The 17,829-nt window shown below is 64.8% G+C and carries 18 protein-coding genes; 11 read left to right on the top strand and 7 right to left on the bottom strand.

Annotation, left to right across the window (positions count from 1 at the left end; translation table 11 throughout):
- Positions 1 to 97 precede the first annotated feature (97 nt).
- Positions 98 to 685, top strand: a complete 588-nt coding sequence (locus tag HMPREF1478_RS00655; protein WP_051113399.1) for a GNAT family N-acetyltransferase — start codon at positions 98 to 100, stop codon at positions 683 to 685.
- A gap of 137 nt (positions 686 to 822) precedes the next feature.
- Positions 823 to 1,287 carry a MerR family transcriptional regulator gene (locus tag HMPREF1478_RS00650; RefSeq protein WP_016460161.1) on the top strand — a complete coding sequence of 155 codons (465 nt, stop codon included), beginning with the start codon at positions 823 to 825 and terminating at the stop codon, positions 1,285 to 1,287.
- Between the two features lie 111 nt (positions 1,288 to 1,398).
- Here the strand turns inward: HMPREF1478_RS00650 and HMPREF1478_RS00645 are convergent, their stop codons facing one another.
- On the bottom strand, positions 1,399 to 2,565 hold the full coding sequence (locus tag HMPREF1478_RS00645) for a family 20 glycosylhydrolase (RefSeq protein ID WP_016460160.1): 1,167 nt from the start codon (positions 2,563 to 2,565) through the stop codon (positions 1,399 to 1,401).
- Positions 2,566 to 2,752: 187 nt separating this feature from the next.
- Between HMPREF1478_RS00645 and HMPREF1478_RS00640 the strand changes: the two genes are divergently transcribed.
- Positions 2,753 to 4,246 carry a glutamine synthetase family protein gene (locus tag HMPREF1478_RS00640; protein WP_016460159.1) on the top strand — a complete coding sequence of 498 codons (1,494 nt, stop codon included), beginning with the start codon at positions 2,753 to 2,755 and terminating at the stop codon, positions 4,244 to 4,246.
- A gap of 61 nt (positions 4,247 to 4,307) precedes the next feature.
- On the opposite strand, the gene HMPREF1478_RS00635 is transcribed toward HMPREF1478_RS00640, so the two are convergent.
- From HMPREF1478_RS00635 to HMPREF1478_RS00625, 3 genes are read right to left on the bottom strand one after another with little or no spacing between them, the layout of a single operon-like run.
- On the bottom strand, positions 4,308 to 5,261 hold the full coding sequence (locus tag HMPREF1478_RS00635; RefSeq protein ID WP_016460158.1) for a hypothetical protein: 954 nt from the start codon (positions 5,259 to 5,261) through the stop codon (positions 4,308 to 4,310).
- On the bottom strand, positions 5,258 to 5,836 hold the full coding sequence (locus HMPREF1478_RS00630) for a 1-acyl-sn-glycerol-3-phosphate acyltransferase (RefSeq protein ID WP_016460157.1): 579 nt from the start codon (positions 5,834 to 5,836) through the stop codon (positions 5,258 to 5,260). Before HMPREF1478_RS00630 ends, HMPREF1478_RS00635 begins: the two co-directional genes overlap by 4 nt.
- 47 nt (positions 5,837 to 5,883) lie before the next feature.
- A complete protein-coding gene (locus HMPREF1478_RS00625; RefSeq protein WP_016460156.1) occupies positions 5,884 to 6,738 on the bottom strand; it encodes a D-hexose-6-phosphate mutarotase in 855 nt (284 codons plus the stop codon).
- Positions 6,739 to 6,975: 237 nt separating this feature from the next.
- On the opposite strand from HMPREF1478_RS00625, the gene typA reads away from it, so the two are divergent.
- The gene (gene typA / locus HMPREF1478_RS00620; protein WP_016460155.1) at positions 6,976 to 8,895 is read left to right on the top strand and encodes a translational GTPase TypA; all 1,920 of its coding nucleotides are present in this window, start codon (positions 6,976 to 6,978) and stop codon (positions 8,893 to 8,895) included.
- Between the two features lie 22 nt (positions 8,896 to 8,917).
- On the opposite strand, the gene HMPREF1478_RS00615 is transcribed toward typA, so the two are convergent.
- Positions 8,918 to 9,244 carry a putative acetyltransferase gene (locus HMPREF1478_RS00615; RefSeq protein ID WP_016460154.1) on the bottom strand — a complete coding sequence of 109 codons (327 nt, stop codon included), beginning with the start codon at positions 9,242 to 9,244 and terminating at the stop codon, positions 8,918 to 8,920.
- Between the two features lie 52 nt (positions 9,245 to 9,296).
- On the opposite strand from HMPREF1478_RS00615, the gene fdxA reads away from it, so the two are divergent.
- A complete protein-coding gene (gene fdxA / locus HMPREF1478_RS00610; RefSeq protein ID WP_003790208.1) occupies positions 9,297 to 9,638 on the top strand; it encodes a ferredoxin in 342 nt (113 codons plus the stop codon).
- Positions 9,639 to 9,657: 19 nt separating this feature from the next.
- Positions 9,658 to 10,803, top strand: a complete 1,146-nt coding sequence (dapC, locus tag HMPREF1478_RS00605) for a succinyldiaminopimelate transaminase (RefSeq protein WP_016460153.1) — start codon at positions 9,658 to 9,660, stop codon at positions 10,801 to 10,803.
- Between the two features lie 77 nt (positions 10,804 to 10,880).
- On the opposite strand, the gene dapD is transcribed toward dapC, so the two are convergent.
- Positions 10,881 to 11,837: a 2,3,4,5-tetrahydropyridine-2,6-dicarboxylate N-succinyltransferase gene (gene dapD / locus HMPREF1478_RS00600; protein WP_016460152.1), complete on the bottom strand. Its 957-nt coding sequence runs from the start codon at positions 11,835 to 11,837 to the stop codon at positions 10,881 to 10,883.
- A gap of 44 nt (positions 11,838 to 11,881) precedes the next feature.
- Positions 11,882 to 12,592 (bottom strand): Maf family protein, encoded by a 711-nt coding sequence (locus HMPREF1478_RS00595; RefSeq protein WP_034474760.1) that lies wholly within the window; start codon positions 12,590 to 12,592, stop codon positions 11,882 to 11,884.
- Between the two features lie 226 nt (positions 12,593 to 12,818).
- Between HMPREF1478_RS00595 and HMPREF1478_RS00590 the strand changes: the two genes are divergently transcribed.
- From HMPREF1478_RS00590 to purE, 5 genes are all read left to right on the top strand, one after another.
- Complete coding sequence (locus tag HMPREF1478_RS00590; RefSeq protein ID WP_016460150.1) at positions 12,819 to 13,853, top strand: adenylate/guanylate cyclase domain-containing protein; 1,035 nt, start codon at positions 12,819 to 12,821, stop codon at positions 13,851 to 13,853.
- 93 nt (positions 13,854 to 13,946) lie between these two features.
- Positions 13,947 to 14,624, top strand: coding sequence for a response regulator transcription factor (locus HMPREF1478_RS00585; RefSeq protein ID WP_003790196.1), 678 nt, complete (start codon positions 13,947 to 13,949; stop codon positions 14,622 to 14,624).
- Positions 14,625 to 14,646: 22 nt separating this feature from the next.
- On the top strand, positions 14,647 to 15,975 hold the full coding sequence (locus tag HMPREF1478_RS00580) for a HAMP domain-containing sensor histidine kinase (protein WP_016460148.1): 1,329 nt from the start codon (positions 14,647 to 14,649) through the stop codon (positions 15,973 to 15,975).
- Between the two features lie 32 nt (positions 15,976 to 16,007).
- Positions 16,008 to 17,162, top strand: coding sequence for a 5-(carboxyamino)imidazole ribonucleotide synthase (locus HMPREF1478_RS00575; RefSeq protein WP_016460147.1), 1,155 nt, complete (start codon positions 16,008 to 16,010; stop codon positions 17,160 to 17,162).
- A gap of 65 nt (positions 17,163 to 17,227) precedes the next feature.
- Positions 17,228 to 17,782, top strand: coding sequence for a 5-(carboxyamino)imidazole ribonucleotide mutase (purE, locus tag HMPREF1478_RS00570; RefSeq protein ID WP_016460146.1), 555 nt, complete (start codon positions 17,228 to 17,230; stop codon positions 17,780 to 17,782).
- Positions 17,783 to 17,829: the final 47 nt, after the last annotated feature.

Genomic DNA, 17,829 nt, shown 5'->3' with positions numbered 1-17,829 from the left:
AAGGTCAGGTTTTCGATGACTGGTTGGGTGAAAAACTGGTGAACTGAGGAGGGGCCCTGTGAAGTGTCGACCTGCCACGCGTGCTGATATTCCCGAAATGACACGAATTATCACAGAGGGATTCCTTGACTATCCCTTGCACATCATGCTCAAGCCCTACCTCTACCGTGCGGAGCATTACCCGGAATGTGTCACTGCAATCAATCGGATGCTTGCGGATTCGTACCAGCGGGTCCGTCATGCCCTCGTCGTTGAGCATGAAGGGCGGGTCGTAGCCACGGCTCTCCTGCATGATCGCAAGGTTGGATTCATTCGCAGCTTCCTCAGTGGGGGGTATGAGTTCTTTCGCTATGCTCCGCCGTTGCTTGTGAAAGAGTTCTCGGATGTTGTTGATTCCGCGGACCAGGTGACGATCGATAAAGGTGACTTCGACTGGTATCTCGAGGTCCTCTCCGTCGATAAGCGGATGCGAGGACATGGTGTCGGACGTTGGCTTGTCTCGCAGGTTCTTCCCGACTATGTGGCCAAGCGCGGTGGGCGCGCGTATGGATTCGTGACCTCGACCGAGGAGAACGCGCACTTCTACCTCAACGGTGGGTGTGAGCTTCTGGATCGATTCGACATACATCTGCGTGATGAAACGTGTCCCATTTGGTCCTTTCAGAGGCGCGCAGAGCTTCTGTGATGAGTGATCAAACGGGCCAATTGCGCTGCGCTCCGGCCTTTCGCGCGGAAACCTGCTTTTTTGCAGGTCGCGGCGCGTGATGCACGTCCCGCAGTTCCGCTTGACTTCAAGGGCTTGAGGTCTTTTAGGGTGAAGCTATGGCAGGAACTGGCTCCGGGCGCACGTACTCCATCAAGGAGGTAGCGGCGCTCGTTGGCTTGCCCCCATCCACCCTGCGCTATTACGAGGATGTCAGCGTTATTCCGGCCATTGCACGCGACGCCTCAAGTGGGCACCGCACATACACCGAGGATGATCTTGAACTGCTTACGTGGGTGTCGTGCCTGTCCGCTTCCGGGATGTCGATCGCGGACATGCGTGAATATGTCCGGTCTGGCCTGGGTGGGGAGAGGGATATCTCCGAGTTTGTGACCCTGCTGGAACAGCAGGACGCCCGCCTCCAGGAGGAGGGGCAGATCATTGAGCTTCGTCGTGAGTTCTTGCGCACAAAGATTGCCTACTGGCGCGCGATTAAACACGAGGATGCCTCAGAAGCTGAGCGCTTGGATATTGATGCGCGCGCGCTCGCGGAGCGCCTCAAGAAGTGGTCAATGCGTTCGTGAAAGCCTAGTGGGGCGGTCTTCATGCCTGCTCCGAACTCCGCCCCGCTAGGGGGCACGGGGCCGCGTATCCGGGTTGGATGCGCGGCCCTCATTCATGATCGCCCCGGAGTTTCATGATCGCCCCGGGGTCCAGTAAGGGATGTGTTGTCTCAGGTAGGCCATCTCTCGCTCGATCGCCCGGGCAAGGTGATCCCAGGTGAGCGCGTCGTCCCCGTGCCATGCGATTTCGCCGACGACGAGGAGTCTGGGGAGGAGGTGGTAAAAGAGCAGGTCTGGGGTCGTCACCGATGTGGACCAGGCGACGGCCTCGACGCCTTTGAGTCGCTCCTTGTGAAGCATTGGCGGGAGCTGATCAGCGAGTTGGCGTGCGGTGAGTGGGGGCTGGGGTGACGAGGGGTCGACTGTGGGGTGGCTGAGGGTCAGCAGGTCGGAGTCTGCGAGCACCCATGAGGCGCCCGATGAGGATGCGGCCTCGTCCCCGGTCTCATTGTGGCGTGAGGAGAGGAGAATCGTTCCAGGTGGGGTGCTTTCATAGGCGCGGGTTGCGCTGTCCCATGCGGCTGCGCGTCGGCCGTGGAAGTGGAGGACTCGCGTGGCTCGGTCGATGAAGAGGCGCTCGATGTCTTGTCCCGAGCCTAGGCCTGCCCGTGCGAGCCGTGGGTCGCGTTCCCACTGGCTCCAGTCGGTCCAGGGGATGCCGATGTGGATGATGGGGGAGGGGAATAGGTCGCACGCGTGGTGGAAGGCTGCCTCGACGAATTGGAGGGATGAGGCGAGGGGCCACAGCGTTGAGTTGTCCTCCTGAGGGGAGACGAGGTTGGGGTTTCCCAGGTGTGGGTAGGCTCGGATTGCGGCGCCGGCGGCGGATGGGATTGAGATTTCCGGAATGATGCGCACGTCCCGCTGCGCGGCGAAGCGGACGAGGTGTCGAATGTTTGCGTCGGAATAGAAACCCTGTGTTGTGTGTGCGGGCGATGTGCGCCATGTGCCCGATCGCTGAGGTGCGCACGTGCGGTCGTACCAGTGCGCGGGATCTCGTGGGATCTGGGCTCCGATCGAGGTGAGTGCTGGGTAGCCGGGTAGCGGGAGACGCCAGCCTGCGTTGTCTGTCAGATGCCAGTGCAGGATGTTCAGGCGGTAACGCGCCATGACGGTGATGATGAGCTCCATGACGGGCACTGGCCAGAATGTGCGTGCGGAGTCAATGAGGAGGCCGCGCCACGAGCATGCCGGTGGCCTCGTGGGATCGTGAGGGAGGGGAGAGGGTGTCGTCGCCATTGCGCTTCCTAGAAGTGGACTACGCAAAGTGTAACAAGCGTCACTTATGTTGGGGGCGGGTTTGGAGGGTGCCAATCCCTTCATTTCTGGGGGAAATGGCAAATATTTTCCGACTGTCGGGTTTGTCGTTTAGGGATACAATGTCTCTGCTAATGTGAACCTAGTCATACTCGAAGAGGAGTGTTTCATGCTGTCGACTGACACAGTGTCTCTGAACCCCAACCCGCTCGTGCAGGCCCTCGGAAAGCCCGCGAAGGAGTTTACGAAAGCCGACATCATCGGCTATATCGAGGACAATGGCATCCAAATGCTCAACCTCCGCTACGTCGGAGGGGACGGACGCCTGAAGACCCTGAACTTCGCGATCCAATCCAAGGCTCACCTCGATCGGGTGTTGACTCTCGGAGAGCGCGTCGATGGTTCCTCCCTGTTCACATTCGTCGAGGCGACCTCTTCGGACCTGTATGTCGTGCCGCGCGTGGCTACCGCGTTCCTCAACCCCTTCTCGCACATCCCGACCCTCGATATCCTGTGCGGCTTCTACGATGTTGACGGTCGCCCCCTGGCCTCGGCGCCCCAGGAAATCCTGCGGAAGGCTCAACGAGCACTCAAGGAGGAGACGGGCTGCGAGCTGCAGGCCCTCGGTGAACTCGAGTACTACCTCTTCTCGGAGGAAGAGGAGCTGTTCCCCGTCGAGCCTCAGCGCGGCTACCACGAATCCGGGCCCTTCTCCAAGTGGGAGGAAGTGCGCACGGAGACCCTCGCGCACCTCGTTGCCATCGGTTGCTCGGTGAAGTACGCCCATTCCGAGGTCGGTAACTTCGTCGCCGACGGGCGTCAGATGGTCCAGCAAGAGATCGAATTCCTGCCCGTTGATGCGCTCGATGCCGCCGATCAGATGGTGCTCGCCAAGTGGGTGCTGCGCGAAGTCGCTCATTCCTATGGCATTCATGTCTCCTTCTCGCCGAAGATCGCCGTGGGGCAAGCCGGATCGGGCATGCACTTCCATACCCGCATCGTCAAGGATGGCGTCAACCAGTTCTCCACGGGATCTGGTCTCACCGACACCGCGCTCAAGGTGATCGGAGGCTACCTGTCGCACGCAGCATCGCTCACAGCGTTTGGTAACACCGTCCCCACATCGTTCTTGCGTCTTGTTCCCCATCAGGAGGCGCCGACCTCGATCTGCTGGGGTGACCGCAACCGCTCCGTTCTGGTGCGCGTGCCTCTTGGCTGGCAGAACATCGACGACTCGATGTTCCGCGATGCCAACCCCCTTGAGCCTCCGATTGCCGACCTGCCCAATGACTCTCAGACGGTGGAGCTGCGCAGCCCCGACGGGTCCGCAGCGGTCCACCTGCTCCTTGCTGGCATTGCCGTCGCCGCGCGTATTGGCCTGACCGAGCCGGGCATGGAAGAGTACGCGCGTGAGCGTAAGGTCGACGGCGACGCATCGCAGACCCCCGGCCTCGACCAGCTGCCAGCCTCCTGCTTCGAGGCCGCGGGCAGGCTCCTCGCCCAGCGTGAAGACTACGAGGCGAAGGACGTCTTCCCCGCGGGTCTCATCGACTCGTGGGCATCGCGCCTGATCGAGCTGGGAGATGAACACCTGCGTGATGACCTGGCGGACTCGCGTGTCTCTGTCGAGGAACTCGTGGAGCGTTACTTCCACATCGGCTGAGGCATCAGTATGTGGCCCCGACTTCATCGCCGAGGTCGGGGCCACTGTGGTCAATGGACGCCTACGAGTGGTCGGGCGGGGAAAAGCGTTCAGTGCCCGACTGCGCGTCGCAGCGGTCGTGGGCCTGCGCGCTCGCGGGTGCGTTCTCCTCGGACGTTGACGAGGTCGGAGCGAGAGACCGCCTCCCGTAGGGAGCGGCAGCGCTCTTTCGTGCAGAGGCGGAACGTCGCTGTGCCTCACGTAGCGCAGCATCACGGTCGAACTGCGCGTCGGCAGCCGCCCGGCGCGAACGTGCCGATCGTCGCGCGAGGCCGGTGATAACGGCCAGCGCAAGGACACCGGCCGTGATCGCCATGATCGGTGTGAGTGAGCGTGCGGTGGAGGCGTGCTCGCGTTCCCGAGGGGATGAAGAAGACGTTGAAACGGGCGTCGACGGTGATGGACCGGTGGAGGAACCCGCAGTGGGCGCATCGGCGTCAACGGTGCCCGTCGCGCTCACGTTGCCGGTGACGCCATGCCAGGTGACCGTGCTCGCGTCCGTCTTCGTCGATGCCCCGGGGGTGGTGATCTGTCCGTCGTCAGAGGCCTCGACGATGACGGAGCTATGCGCGATCAGGGTGACGGACTCGATGGACGCAGAAGCATCGGGCGATGCGAAGCCCTCCAGGAGACGCGTTGACGTTGACTCGAAGTGGAACACGCCGCCGTCGTCGACGGAGACAATCTCGGCGCCGCCATCGGCAAGGTCCCACGTGAAACGGCACCCGTCCACGCCGTCGACCGTCACGAGGAGAGAAGAGGTAGCCTTGGTGGCCGTGCCCATCGACTGACACTGCTCGCCAATGAGTGCCTGATCCGTCACCAGCGTCACCTGATGGGTCGCGCTGACGCCCGGCGTCATGTCGTAGACCTCGGTGAGGCGGATCTGCGTTGGGTTGTCGGCGAGCGTTGCACTCCCGCCCGCGGTCAGGGCGAGAGCCCCTGCGGTACCGAGCAACGCTCGCACACACCTCATGCGGCCTCGTCCTCCGCGCGCAGGCGAGGAACCGACGTCTTCTCCGGGCGAATGCCCACCTTATCCGCGTAAAACGCGCGGATGACCTCCATGTCGGCGCGCACGTCGCCCGTCAGCTGGTATGTCGGACCCCAACCGAACGTGCGGGTATTGCGGTCGATGAAGCCCAGCTGAATCGGCACGCCCGCCTCCATCGCGATGCGATAGAACCCGGACTTCCAAAAGTCACGGTGCGAGCGCGTGCCCTTGGGAGTGATGCACAGCGTGAACGAGTCCGCCTCGCGGATGCGCGAAGCGACCTGGTCGACGAGGCCGTGCGCGGCGCTGCGCTCTACCGGGACGGCGCCGATCTTCTTGACGAACCAGCCGAGCACAGGCGCCTTGACAACGGAATCCTTCACCAGGAAGGAGAACGTGCGCCCGGACTTCCACATGGAAATCGCCATGAAGACGCCGTCCCAATTTGAGGTATGTGGAGCGCCAATGACGATGACCTTGTCCGGCAGAGGCTGCGTGGAGAGCTTCCACCGGGAAACGGACAGGTAAGCGGACGCGATCGCGGAAGTGAGAGCCATGAGGGCCTTTCTGGTCGTAGCTGGGGCTAATCCTACCCGTGGGGCGGTCAGTCCAGTGACTCCACGGCGAGCGTCTGCGTCATGATGTGGGGATGCCCCGGCCACAGCGTGAGTGCCCGTTCGCGCACTGCCGCTGTTTCCACGCATACGAAGTTCTGCCACTCGCCCTCACCGATGTCGCTCATCGTGGCCGCGCCCTGCGACCAGGGGTTCCACACGATCGTCGAGCCCGAGCCGTTCTTGTCCACGACGATACGCCGTCCCAGCTTCGGGTCGACGACCTGGACCTGCGCCGTGGAGGTGTAGACGCGGTCGGTCGGCCCGATAAAAGTGATGTCGCCGCTCTGGGTGGCGTAGCGTTCGCGGACCTTGTCGTAGTAGCGTTCGCCGTTCAATCCCTCCACCGTCACGTCCTTGACGTCGCCGACGTGCAGGTAGGTGTGCAGGGCCGCTTCGATCGCGAAGGGGTGGTCGTCCTCGTTCGTGAGGGTCAGGGTGACGTTCAGTTCGTCCCCCGCGGATATGTCAAGACGCGCGCAGAACGAGTGGGGGTAGAGGGGGGACGTCTCGCCCGTGTGGTGCAGCTCGAAGGTGAACGAGGCCGGGGCGTCGTCCGCGGGTTGCGTGCTTGAGCGCAGCGTCCACAGCGATGTGCGGGCAAACCCGTGCGCACCTGCACCGTCCCCCGGCCTCGTCGGCGAATCGGTGGGGCTACCGAACCAGGGGAGACACAGGGGGATGCCGCCGCGGATTGCCTTCGTGCCATCGAGCACCGCGCGGGAGGAGAGCCACAGGACGTCGGAATGCCCGGTGGGACGCCATGACAACAGATGCGCGCCGAAGGGGGTGACAAGGGCCGAGGCCGTCGAAACGTCAGCGCTGAGCGTCGCGATGTCAGTCATAGTATTCAGTAAACGCCATCGGTCGGTATCGAGCAAATAGACCGGCCGGAGGGCGTCCAAATGAACGCCTGGCATCTGCGACGTGGTGGAATTCGCAGGATGGGGATCGCATTGCCCGTTGTTGAGCCGATATTCTTGAAGACGTATGTGCGTGAAATCGATTCGAACCGGTCGCCCCCGCGACGTGCTCGCCTCCCAACACGCATAAATCTGTATCCACATTTGAGGAGTCCACATATGTCCACGCGTCCCGACCTGCGAAACGTCGCGATCGTCGCACACGTCGATCACGGAAAGACCACGCTGGTTGACGCAATGCTCTGGCAGTCCGGAGCGTTCTCCGAGCGTGACACGGTCGAAAAGACCGGCGAGCGCGTCATGGACTCCGGCGATCTGGAGCGCGAGAAGGGCATTACCATTCTCGCGAAGAACACCGCCGTCCACTATCGTGGCCCCGCGGCGCAGGCCCTCGGCCTGGAAAACGGCGTCACCATCAACGTTATCGACACCCCCGGACACGCCGATTTCGGTGGCGAGGTCGAGCGCGGCCTGTCGATGGTCGACGGCGTCGTCCTCATGGTCGATGCCTCCGAAGGCCCGCTTCCGCAGACCCGTTTCGTGCTGCGCAAGGCCCTGCAGGCACACCTGCCCGTCATCGTCGTCGTCAACAAGGTTGACCGTCCCGACTCGCGCATCGAAGAGGTCGTCTCCGAGACGACCGACCTGCTGCTCTCCCTGGGCGAGGACCTCATGAATGAGGGCATCGACATCGACGTGGACTCCCTCATGGACGTCCCCGTTGTCTACGCCTCCGCCAAGGCAGGCAAGTGCTCCCTGGAGAACCCGGGTGACGGCCAGCTGCCCACCGAGGACCTCGAGCCCCTGTTCGAGACCATCCTCAACCGTATCCCCGGCCCCTCCTACGATGAGGACATGCCGCTGCAGGCCCACGTCACCAACCTGGACGCTTCGCCGTTCCTGGGTCGTCTCGCCCTGCTGCGTATCCACAACGGCACCCTCAAGAAGGGCGCGGATGTGGGCCTGGCGCGCCACGACGGCACCATCCAGCGCGTCCACATCTCCGAGCTGCTGGCCACCGAGGGCCTCGAGCGCGTGTCCACCGACTCCGCCGCCCCCGGCGACATCGTCGCCGTCGCCGGTATCGAGGACATCATGATCGGTGAGTCCCTCGTCGACCTCGATGACCCGCGTCCTCTCCCGCTCATCACGGTCGACGACCCGGCCATCTCGATGACCATCGGCATCAACACCTCGCCCATGGCCGGCCGCGTCAAGGGCGCGAAGGTCACGGCTCGTCAGGTCAAGGACCGCCTCGACCGCGAGCTCATCGGCAACGTGTCCCTGAAGGTTCTGCCCACCGAGCGCCCCGACGCCTGGGAGGTCCAGGGCCGTGGCGAACTCGCGCTGGCAATCCTCGTCGAGCAGATGCGCCGCGAGGGCTTCGAGCTCACCGTCGGCAAGCCGCAGGTCGTCACCAAGGAGATCGACGGCGTCCTCAGCGAGCCCATGGAGCGCATGACGATCGACATCCCCGAGGAGTACCTCGGTGCCGTCACGCAGCTGATGGCCGCCCGCAAGGGCCGCATGGAGACCATGGCGAACCACGGCTCGGGCTGGATCCGCCTGGAATTCGTGGTTCCCGCACGAGGCCTCATCGGCTTCCGCACGCGCTTCCTCACTGAAACGCGCGGCACCGGTATCGCCTCGTCCATCGCGGACGGTTACGCGCCCTGGCAGGGCACCATCGAGCAGCGTCTCACGGGCTCCCTCGTCGCCGACCGCGCAGGCCAGGCCACCCCGTACGCCATGACGAACCTGCAGGAGCGTGGCTCCTTCATCGTCGAGCCCTCTTCCGAGGTCTATGAGGGCCAGGTCGTGGGTGAAAACCCGCGCGGCGAAGACATGGACGTGAACATCTGTCGTGAGAAGAAGCAGACGAACACGCGCAGCGCGACCGCCGACGTGTACGAGTCGCTGACCCCCTCGCGCAAGCTGACCCTCGAGGAATCCCTCGAGTTCGCGGCCAACGACGAGTGCGTCGAGGTCACGCCCGAGGCCGTGCGCGTGCGCAAGGTCGTCCTGGACGCCCAGGAGCGCTTCAAGATTGCCGCTCGCGAGCGCCGCGCCAACCGCTGACCAGCGCTGCTTCCTCCGCCCGCTAGATGGTGGGCGGGGGAGGTACGCGCTTGCCCGTCACCATCGTGCGGGCGTCCACGCGGACCGGCCCCCGCCTCGTCGCAACGGTGACGTGCGTGGGTGCAACCTCGAGCGCCTCTCCGAGGGCGTCGTGCAGTCCGTCTGCCAGGCGGTAGCGGATGACGATCCTCTCGCCGACCCTGAAGCTCATCCACGGCAAGGCGGGAATTGCGCCAGGGCCGCGTGCGGAAATTTCCTCGCGCGCCCCATCCGTCGCGCTCGACTGAATTGGCGTATTTCCGCCGCTTGTGGGGCTCTTGGTGACGCGGGGTGACTCGGGGTTGCTCATACGTGAATAATAGAATCAACGAGTCTTTAGAACTGACCAGGAGGAACGTCTCATGACCTACGTCATCGCGCAGCCCTGCGTGGACGTCAAGGATCGCGCATGCGTGGACGAGTGCCCCGTCGACTGCATCTACGAGGGTGCCCGTTCGCTCTACATCCACCCCGAGGAGTGCGTGGACTGCGGCGCATGCGAGCCCGTGTGTCCGACCGAGGCCATCTTCTACGAGGACGACCTGCCCTCCGAGTGGTCCGACTACCTGCGCGCTAACGTCGACTTCTTCAACGACCTGGGCAGCCCCGGTGGCGCCCAGAAGACCGGCGTCCAGGACTTCGACGATCCGATGATCGCCGCGCTGCCGCCTCAGAATGAGGAATGGAAGGCCGAAAACCTCTGACAGTCGATAGGGTAGGGGTATGACCACGATCCTTCCCCGCCCTCTTGACCTGCCCGAATTCCCCTGGGACCAGCTGGCGCCCGCCAAAGCGCGCGCGGCTGGCCATCCCGGGGGAATTTGTGATCTGAGCGTCGGAACCCCCGTCGATGACACCCCGGCGTTCATCCGCGAGGCCCTGGCTGAGGCGTCCAACGCGCACGGCTATCCGACGGTGATCGGCACCGCCGAGGTGCGTGATGCGATCCTCGCGTGGGGCGCGCGCCGACACATGGTCGACGTTGGTCACGGCGGTGTGATCCCCACGATTGGCTCGAAGGAAGCCGTCGCTTGGATTCCCGCCCTCTTAGGCGTGCGTGCGGGTGACACGGTCCTCGTGCCCGAGGTCGCCTACCCGACCTACGACATCGGCGCGCGCCTGGCCGGTGCCACCCCGGTTGCTGTCGACCCGACGACCCCTGAGTGTTGGCCCGAGGCCGCCCTCGTCTACCTGAACTCCCCGGGCAACCCCGATGGCCACGTCATGAGCACGGACCAGCTGCGCGCCGTCGTCGCCTGGGCTCGTGCCCATGGCGCCGTCGTCGTCTCCGACGAGTGCTACGCGGCCCTGCCTTGGTCCGAGCCCTACGTGAGTGAGGGAGTGCCTTCCCTGCTGGATACGGACGTGTGCGACGGCGATGCGAGCGGCCTGCTCGTCCTGTACTCGCTGTCCAAGCAGTCGAATCTTGCGGGCTACCGCGGCGCGCTCATCTACGGTGATCCCGCGCTGGTTGCCCCCATCGTGAGCGTGCGCAAGCACTCCGGGCTCATGGTGCCCGCTCCAGTCCAGCATGCGATGGCGGTCGCCCTGCACGACACTGAGCACGTGGAGCGCCAGCGCAGCGTCTACGCGGCGCGTCGTACGCTCCTCCTTGACGCGCTGACCGAGGCCGGTCTCGACGTCGACCCCGACACGGCGGCTGGCCTGTACCTGTGGGTCGCCGACCCCGCCAACCCGACGGACTCATGGGCGCTCGTGGACCGCCTGGCCGATCTCGGCATCCTCGTGGCCCCCGGCGACTTCTACGGAACGGCCGCACACGGGCGCGTCCGCGTGGCCCTGACCGCCACCGACGAGCGCGTGGCTGCCGCAGCCGAGCGCATCCGAGAAGCGTGGAACGTGCGCTGACAGACTCTGTCATAGCACGAGGCCGGGGCCACCTTGCGCACTGCGCGCGGGCGGCCCCGGCCTCGTTGTCAGAACACTCAGTTCGACGCGTGCAGAGCGTCGTTGAGCTCGATGCCCACGACGCCCGCGCGGGCGATGGCCTCGATGCGGCCGGTCTGAGAGTTGCGGCGGAACAGGATGTTCGACGCACCCGACAGCTCGCGCGCGGCGATCGTGCGCGGCTCGGCCTCGCCGGAGGAATCAATGAGTGTGACCTTCGCGCCGGCGGTCACGTACAGGCCGGCTTCGACCACGCAGTCGTCGCCCAGAGCGATGCCCAGGCCCGAGTTCGCGCCCAGGAGGCAACGCTCGCCCAGGCGCACGCGCTGCTTGCCGCCGCCCGAGAGCGTGCCCATCGTGGAAGCACCGCCGCCCACATCCGAGCCGTCGCCGATGACGACGCCCTGCGAGACACGGCCCTCGACCATCGAACGGCCCAGTGTGCCCGCATTGAAGTTCACGAAGCCGGCGTGCATGACGGTCGTGCCCTCGGACAGGTAGGCGCCCAGGCGCACGCGCGTCCCGTCGGCGATGCGTACGCCGGGCGGCAGCACGTAGTTGACCATCGGCGGGAACTTGTCAACGCCCTGCACGGTCACGGGGTGACCGTCGCGAGCGCGCAGACGCAGGCGGGTGGCCTCGAAGTCGGCGACGGCGCACGGGCCGGCATCCGTCCACACGACGTTGGGCAGCACCGCGAAGATGCCGTCGAGGTTGATCGTGTTGGGCTGTACCAGGCGGTGGGAGAGCAGGTGCAGGCGCAGGTAGGCGTCCTCCGTCGAGGCGGGGGCCTCCTGCAGGTCAATCGTCGTGGTCACGACGACGGTGCGCACGCGGCGCGCGTCATCGACGCGCTCCAGCACGGACAGCGAGGTCGCCAGCTCCTCGTCGCTGCCGGGTTCGCCCAGGTGCGGGGCGGGGTACCACGTGTCGAGTGTCGTTCCGTCCAGAGTGATCGTTGCGAGGCCGATGCCCCATGCGGTGCTGTTGTCCATGCCCCTACAGTACGGGGCGATGGGAGGGGGACAAGCGCTGAAACTCAGGGGCGCGGCGCATCCCACAGGTCCGGCCAGAACACCCCGAGTTCGGTGGCCATGGACCGCAGCAGGGGCAGGGAGATACCGACGACGGAGTGGTAATCGCCCGTCACGCCCTCGATGAAGGGGCCTCCCAGTCCATCGACGGTGAAAGAACCGGCAACGTGTAGGGGTTCGCCAGTGGCGACGTACGCGTCAATCTCAGCATCCGAGATGTCCCCGAAGTGGACCTGGGTCGAGGCGGAGCGAGTGACGCTGGCGCTCACGGTGCGTCCCGGGGTCGTGTCCTTATGCGTCGACGAGGCCGGGGCGAGGAGGGCCGCGCAGTGGCCTGTCCACAGGGTTGCGGTCGTGCGGCGCATGGCGCGGATGCGCTCGCGTGCGACGTCGGGAGTGTGGGGCTTGCCGAGCATCTGGCCGCCGATCTCGAGCATCGAGTCGCAGCCGACGACGAGGACGGGCTTGCCCTCGGGAAGCTCGGAAGCCTGGCTGGGGGCGCTCAAGGCCTCGCAGACGTCCGCGCACTTGGCCGCCGCAAGCGCTGCGACTTCGTCGGCAGGGGTGGTTGCGCCGCCTGAAAACGCTCGCCCTCCGGGCAGCGCGGCGAGGACTGCGTCCTCATCAACCGTTGATACATGAACGATTGGTGTGATGCCCGCCGCAATGAGGGTCGCTCGGCGGGCGGGGGATGCTGAGGCAAGAACAAGGCGCATGAGGACATTGTCTCCCAACGTGCCTCCGGCGTACAGACAAGGTGCAATTTGGTGCAGGAATCTCGATTTTCGCAGGTAAACGTGCAATTCTCTAGAGAAAAACTCATCAGACTACTACAATTGTCAATGTGCGAGGTCGCATTCCCGATGTGACTTTGAAAAGTGATCTGATATACCGTTACCCGCTGATGTGGTGTTGAGTCAGCTCAAAGAGGAGGGATTTGCGATGGATGAGCGCGCGGCTTCGTCCCCTGCAACTCCTGATGATCTGACCGCAACAAGCTACGTTCCTCAGCTGCTCGGTGGTCATCTGTCGTATTCCGCCCGCGACATTGCTCAGGCGACGGATACACCGATCGAACGCGTCTTCCGTTTCTGGATCGCCCTCGGTTTTCAGGCCCCTACCGCCGACGATAAGGTTTTCTCGCAGCGCGACCTGGATGTTTTCAGTCGCTGGCATGAGCTTGTCGAATCGGGCGGCATTGATACATCGACCTCTCGGTCCCTCCTGCGCGCGAACGCTCACTTGGCTGACCGTCTGGCTCTGTGGCAGTTCGAGGCTCTGGTTGAGGACTCGATGCGTCGTTTCATGCTGGATGACACGACGGCTCGCATGTACGTGCTCGACCATATGCGTGAGTACATCGATGTCTTCCAGGAAATGTTCACCTACGCGTGGCGGCGTCAGCTTGAGGCGACGCTGTCCCGTTTCGACCGCGAGGTGTCGCAGCGTGGGCACGAGGAACGCCATAATCGTTTCCCGCTCAACCGCTGCCTTGGTTTCGTGGACATGGTGTCCTACACGTCCTCCTCGACGATCCTCGGTGACGCTCTCGTGGGGCTCATTGAGCGCTTCGAAGAGGAGAGTCGTAACGCCGTCATTGAGGAGGGCGGTCGCGTCGTCAAGATGATCGGCGATGCTGTTCTCTATATTGCGGACGATCTGTCGACGGGCCTGCGGGTGGCGACGTCCCTGGTCGAACGCCTCAATGCTGACGATGAGATGCTGCCGGTGCGCGCCTCGTTTGTGCGCGGCGATGTGTTCTCGCGTTCGGGCGATGTCTTCGGCCCCACCGTCAACCTTGCATCTCGCCTCGTGGACATCGCGCCGGTGGGTAAAATCCTGACGGATCCGACCACCGCCGCCGCCATTGCCGCCGGCGAGGTCGGTGACGGTTATGAGCTTGAAGAGTTCCCGACCGCGGACTTGCGCGGTTTCGGTCCGGTCTCGCCGTACCTGCTATCAAGCGTTGTTAACTAACGTTCATCTCGCAGTGTGAACGAGTGCCGGATTGGCTCGGAGAACGGGTCAAGAAAGGTGCAAGTTTTGGTTCGGAATTGCTAAGATGAACGCGTGACTACAGTTCTCCTCGTTGAAGACGATCCGGCCATCTCTGAGCCCCTTGCCCGCGCACTGGGCAGGGAGGGTTACGACGTGCGTGCGCACGCGACGGGCGCTGAGGCCCTCGCGGATGTCCGTGGTGTTGACCTGGTCGTCCTGGACCTCGGCCTGCCGGACATGGACGGCCTGGATGTCGCTCGCGAGATCCGTTCCTCCGGCAACCGAGTCCCGATCCTGATCCTCACTGCCCGCACGGACGAAGTTGACATGGTCGTCGGCCTCGACGCCGGTGCAGATGACTACGTGACGAAGCCCTTCCGTCTGGCCGAGCTTCTTGCCCGTGTGCGTGCGCTGCTGCGCCGCCAGGCCGCGGAACCGGTCGAGGGTGAGCTGCGTGCGCAGGACATCCGCATGGATGTCGCCGCGCATCGTGCCTTCGTCGGTGATGTGGAGCTGAGCCTGACGGCGAAGGAGTTCGATCTTTTGCGCGTCCTGCTGCGTGAAGCCGGTTCCGTCGTCGCTCGCGACACCCTCATGCGCGAGGTGTGGGGTTCGGATCCGACCGGCTCCACGAAGACCCTCGATATGCACGTGTCGTGGCTGCGCCGCAAGCTCGGCGACGATGCGACTGACCCGCACTACATCACAACCGTCCGCGGGATGGGTTTCCGCTTCGAAAACGCTCGCTGAGCGTCGCTGAGGGAGGCTCGTCATGCGCGCACGCGCGGTGAGGATGATCGTCTCGGTCGTCGCCGTCGTGTGCCTCCTGATGGGGCTTCCCGGCGCGTTTTTCGCGTCGGTATCCATCTGGACCTCCGAACAGCGTAGCCTCGACGTTCAGTCGCAGCTCATCCTGCAAAATATTGAGCGCCGACGCGCTGCGGGGGAGGGGAATGACCCTGCGACCCTGGCGTCGCTGGTGGCGGATCAAGCGAATAGTCGCGGTGGTGAACTGAGCTATCGCATCAAGGTGCCCGACTCCAACATCGCGACCAACGGCAAGGTTATTTCGGGACGCACGTTGACCGCTGTGGCGTCCTCACCCTCTGGAGTGTCTGTCCAGCTCACAGCATCGGCATCCAACGCGCTGGGGCGCATTGTGTGGACGTGTTCGCTCTTTGGCGGTGGCATGGCCCTGTCGATGCTGATCGGCTGGCTCATGGCGCGTGCCTTGTCGCGTGATCTGTCCGCACCCCTCATCTACCTGGCTGCACAGGCCGAGCAGATCGGATCGGGTGGCGTGCGCGCCCGCGTGGAAAAGTCCGGCATTGAGGAAATCGACCTGGTCTCCGAGGAACTTGCGCGCACCGGCGAACGCATGGCCGGACGTCTGGCGGCAGAACGCCAGGCGGCCGCCGATGCGTCGCACCAGCTGCGTACCCCTCTGACGGCGCTGTCCATGCGCCTGGAGGAGATCGAATTGATCTCCACAGAGGACGAGGTGCGTGCCGAAGCCCGCACCTGCCTCGAACAGGTTGAACGCATGACGAACGTCGTGACGGAGCTTCTCGACGTCTCCAAGCGCCAGACCAGCCAGACCGAAGCCATCCACATTCTCGAGGTCTTCAACACGGCCCGCGAGGAGTGGGAGGACCAGTTCGAGGCGGCCGGGCGCTCGCTCGTTTTCCTCGACGAAGCTGAGCGCCCGATCCTCGCTGACGCCGGGAAGCTCGGTCAGGTCCTGGCCACCCTCATCGAAAACTCGCTGCGCTACGGCGATGGGACGACGCGCGTGTGGGCGCACGCGGGCACGTCCAAACGCGGAGTCGTCATTGAGGTGAGTGACGAAGGCGAGGGCATCGATGAGAGCCTCGCCCCCGATATCTTTGAAAAAGGCGTCTCTGGGCATGGCTCGACCGGCATCGGCCTAGCCCTCGCCCATGACCTTGCGCAGGCGATGGGCGGGCGCCTCGAGCTGAAGACGAACAAGCCCCCCGTTTTCACGGTGTCGGTCGCGGCGATCCCCGCATCGCTGGACCCCGATCGCGTGATGCCCGAAGGGCCCCTCATGTCCATGGGACGCCGCTCGCGGCGCTTCTAGCGGCGCGGTAGATTGAAGGAGTGGAACACAAGATGCGCACACCTCCCACCGTTGCCGTCATTGGCGGCGGTCAGCTGGCACGGATGATGCAGGAGAGCGCGATCGCGCTCGGGATTAACCTGCGCCCTCTTGTCGAGGCCGAGGACGGCTCAACCGGACAGGTGACGGTTGATAAGGCCGTTGGGGCTCCCGCCGACCTGGACGCGGTTCGCGCGCTCATCGACGGCGCGGACGTCCTGACCTTCGAGCATGAGCACATTCCCGCAGCCACTATGGAGGAGGCCGCGCGTCTCGTCTCCGTTCAGCCCCCGGCGAGCGCCCTGCTGTATGCGCAAGACAAGCTCGCCATGCGTGAGCGCCTGACCGAGATGGGGATCCCGTGCCCTGCGTGGGCACGCGTCGAGGATGAGGCGCAGCTGGAGCAATTTGGCGCCACGATCGGTTGGCCGCTCATCGTCAAAACCCCGCGCGGCGGCTACGACGGGCACGGTGTGGCTGTCGCCCACAGTCCCGCGGACGTGGCCTCGTGGTGGGGCAATGGTCCCCTCTTGGCCGAAGCCCTGGTTCCCTTCACCGGAGAGGTTGCTGCTCTGCTGGCGCGCACCCCGTCGGGTGACATCGCCTCGTGGCCCGTGGCCTCCACCGTGCAAGTGGACGGCGTGTGCGCCGAGGTGAGCGCCCCCGCCGTGGGAATCCGACCTGAGACGGCTGCGCAGGCCCGTCGCATCGGCGAGCGTATTGCGTCCGAGCTGGGCGTCACCGGCGTCCTCGCCGTCGAAATGTTCGTCGTCGGGGAGGGTGCAGACGAGCGCGTCCTCGTCAACGAGCTCGCCATGCGTCCGCACAATACGGGGCACTGGACCATCGACGGAGCTGTCACCAGCCAGTTCGAGCAGCACCTGCGCGCCGTCCTCGACCTGCCGCTCGGTTCGACCGACCTGCGCGCACCGGAGACCTACTCCGTCATGGTGAATCTCCTCGGTTCCTCCTATGACCAGCCAGCGCGTGCCCTCGCCGAAGCCTTCAGGGCCGGGGGAGCGGGCGCGAAGATCCACCTGTACGGCAAGGAAGTGCGCCCGGGCCGCAAGCTCGGGCACGTCACCGTCGTCGATCAGGACCCCGCTCTCGCTCTCGAGCGCGCTCGGGCTGCCGTGAGTGCCCTGCGCGGCGACGCGCCCACCGACTGACCTTCTCCCCACTGACGGCTGAGGGATAGGTACCCCGGCCTCGTTCCCTCCCGAAAGGACCGCTCATGACCACCGAGCTCGACATTCAGCTGACCGCCACCGGCGAGGCCCCGCTCGTCGGCGTCGTTATGGGGTCCGACTCTGACTGGCCGACCATGGAGCCCGCTGTTGCTGCTCTCGCAGAGTTCGGCATCGCCTGCGAGGTCGGCGTCGTCTCAGCCCACCGCATGCCCGAGGACATGGTCGCCTACGGGAGGAGCGCCTCGGCGCGCGGTCTGCGCGTCATCATCGCCGGAGCCGGCGGTGCCGCTCACCTGCCCGGCATGCTCGCGGCTCTCACCGAGCTGCCCGTCGTAGGCGTGCCCGTGCCCCTCAAGCACCTCGACGGCGTGGATTCCCTGCACTCCATCGTCCAGATGCCCGCCGGCGTGCCCGTCGCGACCGTCTCCATCGCGGGCGCGCGCAACGCGGGTCTGCTCGCTGCCCGGATCCTCGGCGCGGGTGAGGGTGAGCAGGCCGAGGCCCTACGCGCGAAGATGCGTTCTTTCCAGAAGGACCTGCGCGATGTGGCCAGTGCGAAGGGTGTGGCCCTCGCCCAACGCGTCAGTCAGGCACGCTGAGCGAGGCGAACACAAGGACTGCGCGGGTAGCCCTGAAGGGGCGGCGC

This window comes from Actinomyces sp. HPA0247 (genome assembly GCA_000411415.1).
In the GTDB taxonomy this organism is placed as follows: domain Bacteria; phylum Actinomycetota; class Actinomycetes; order Actinomycetales; family Actinomycetaceae; genus Pauljensenia.
Note: the sequence above shows the minus strand (reverse complement) of the source record. Positions and strands in the feature narration are given on the sequence as shown.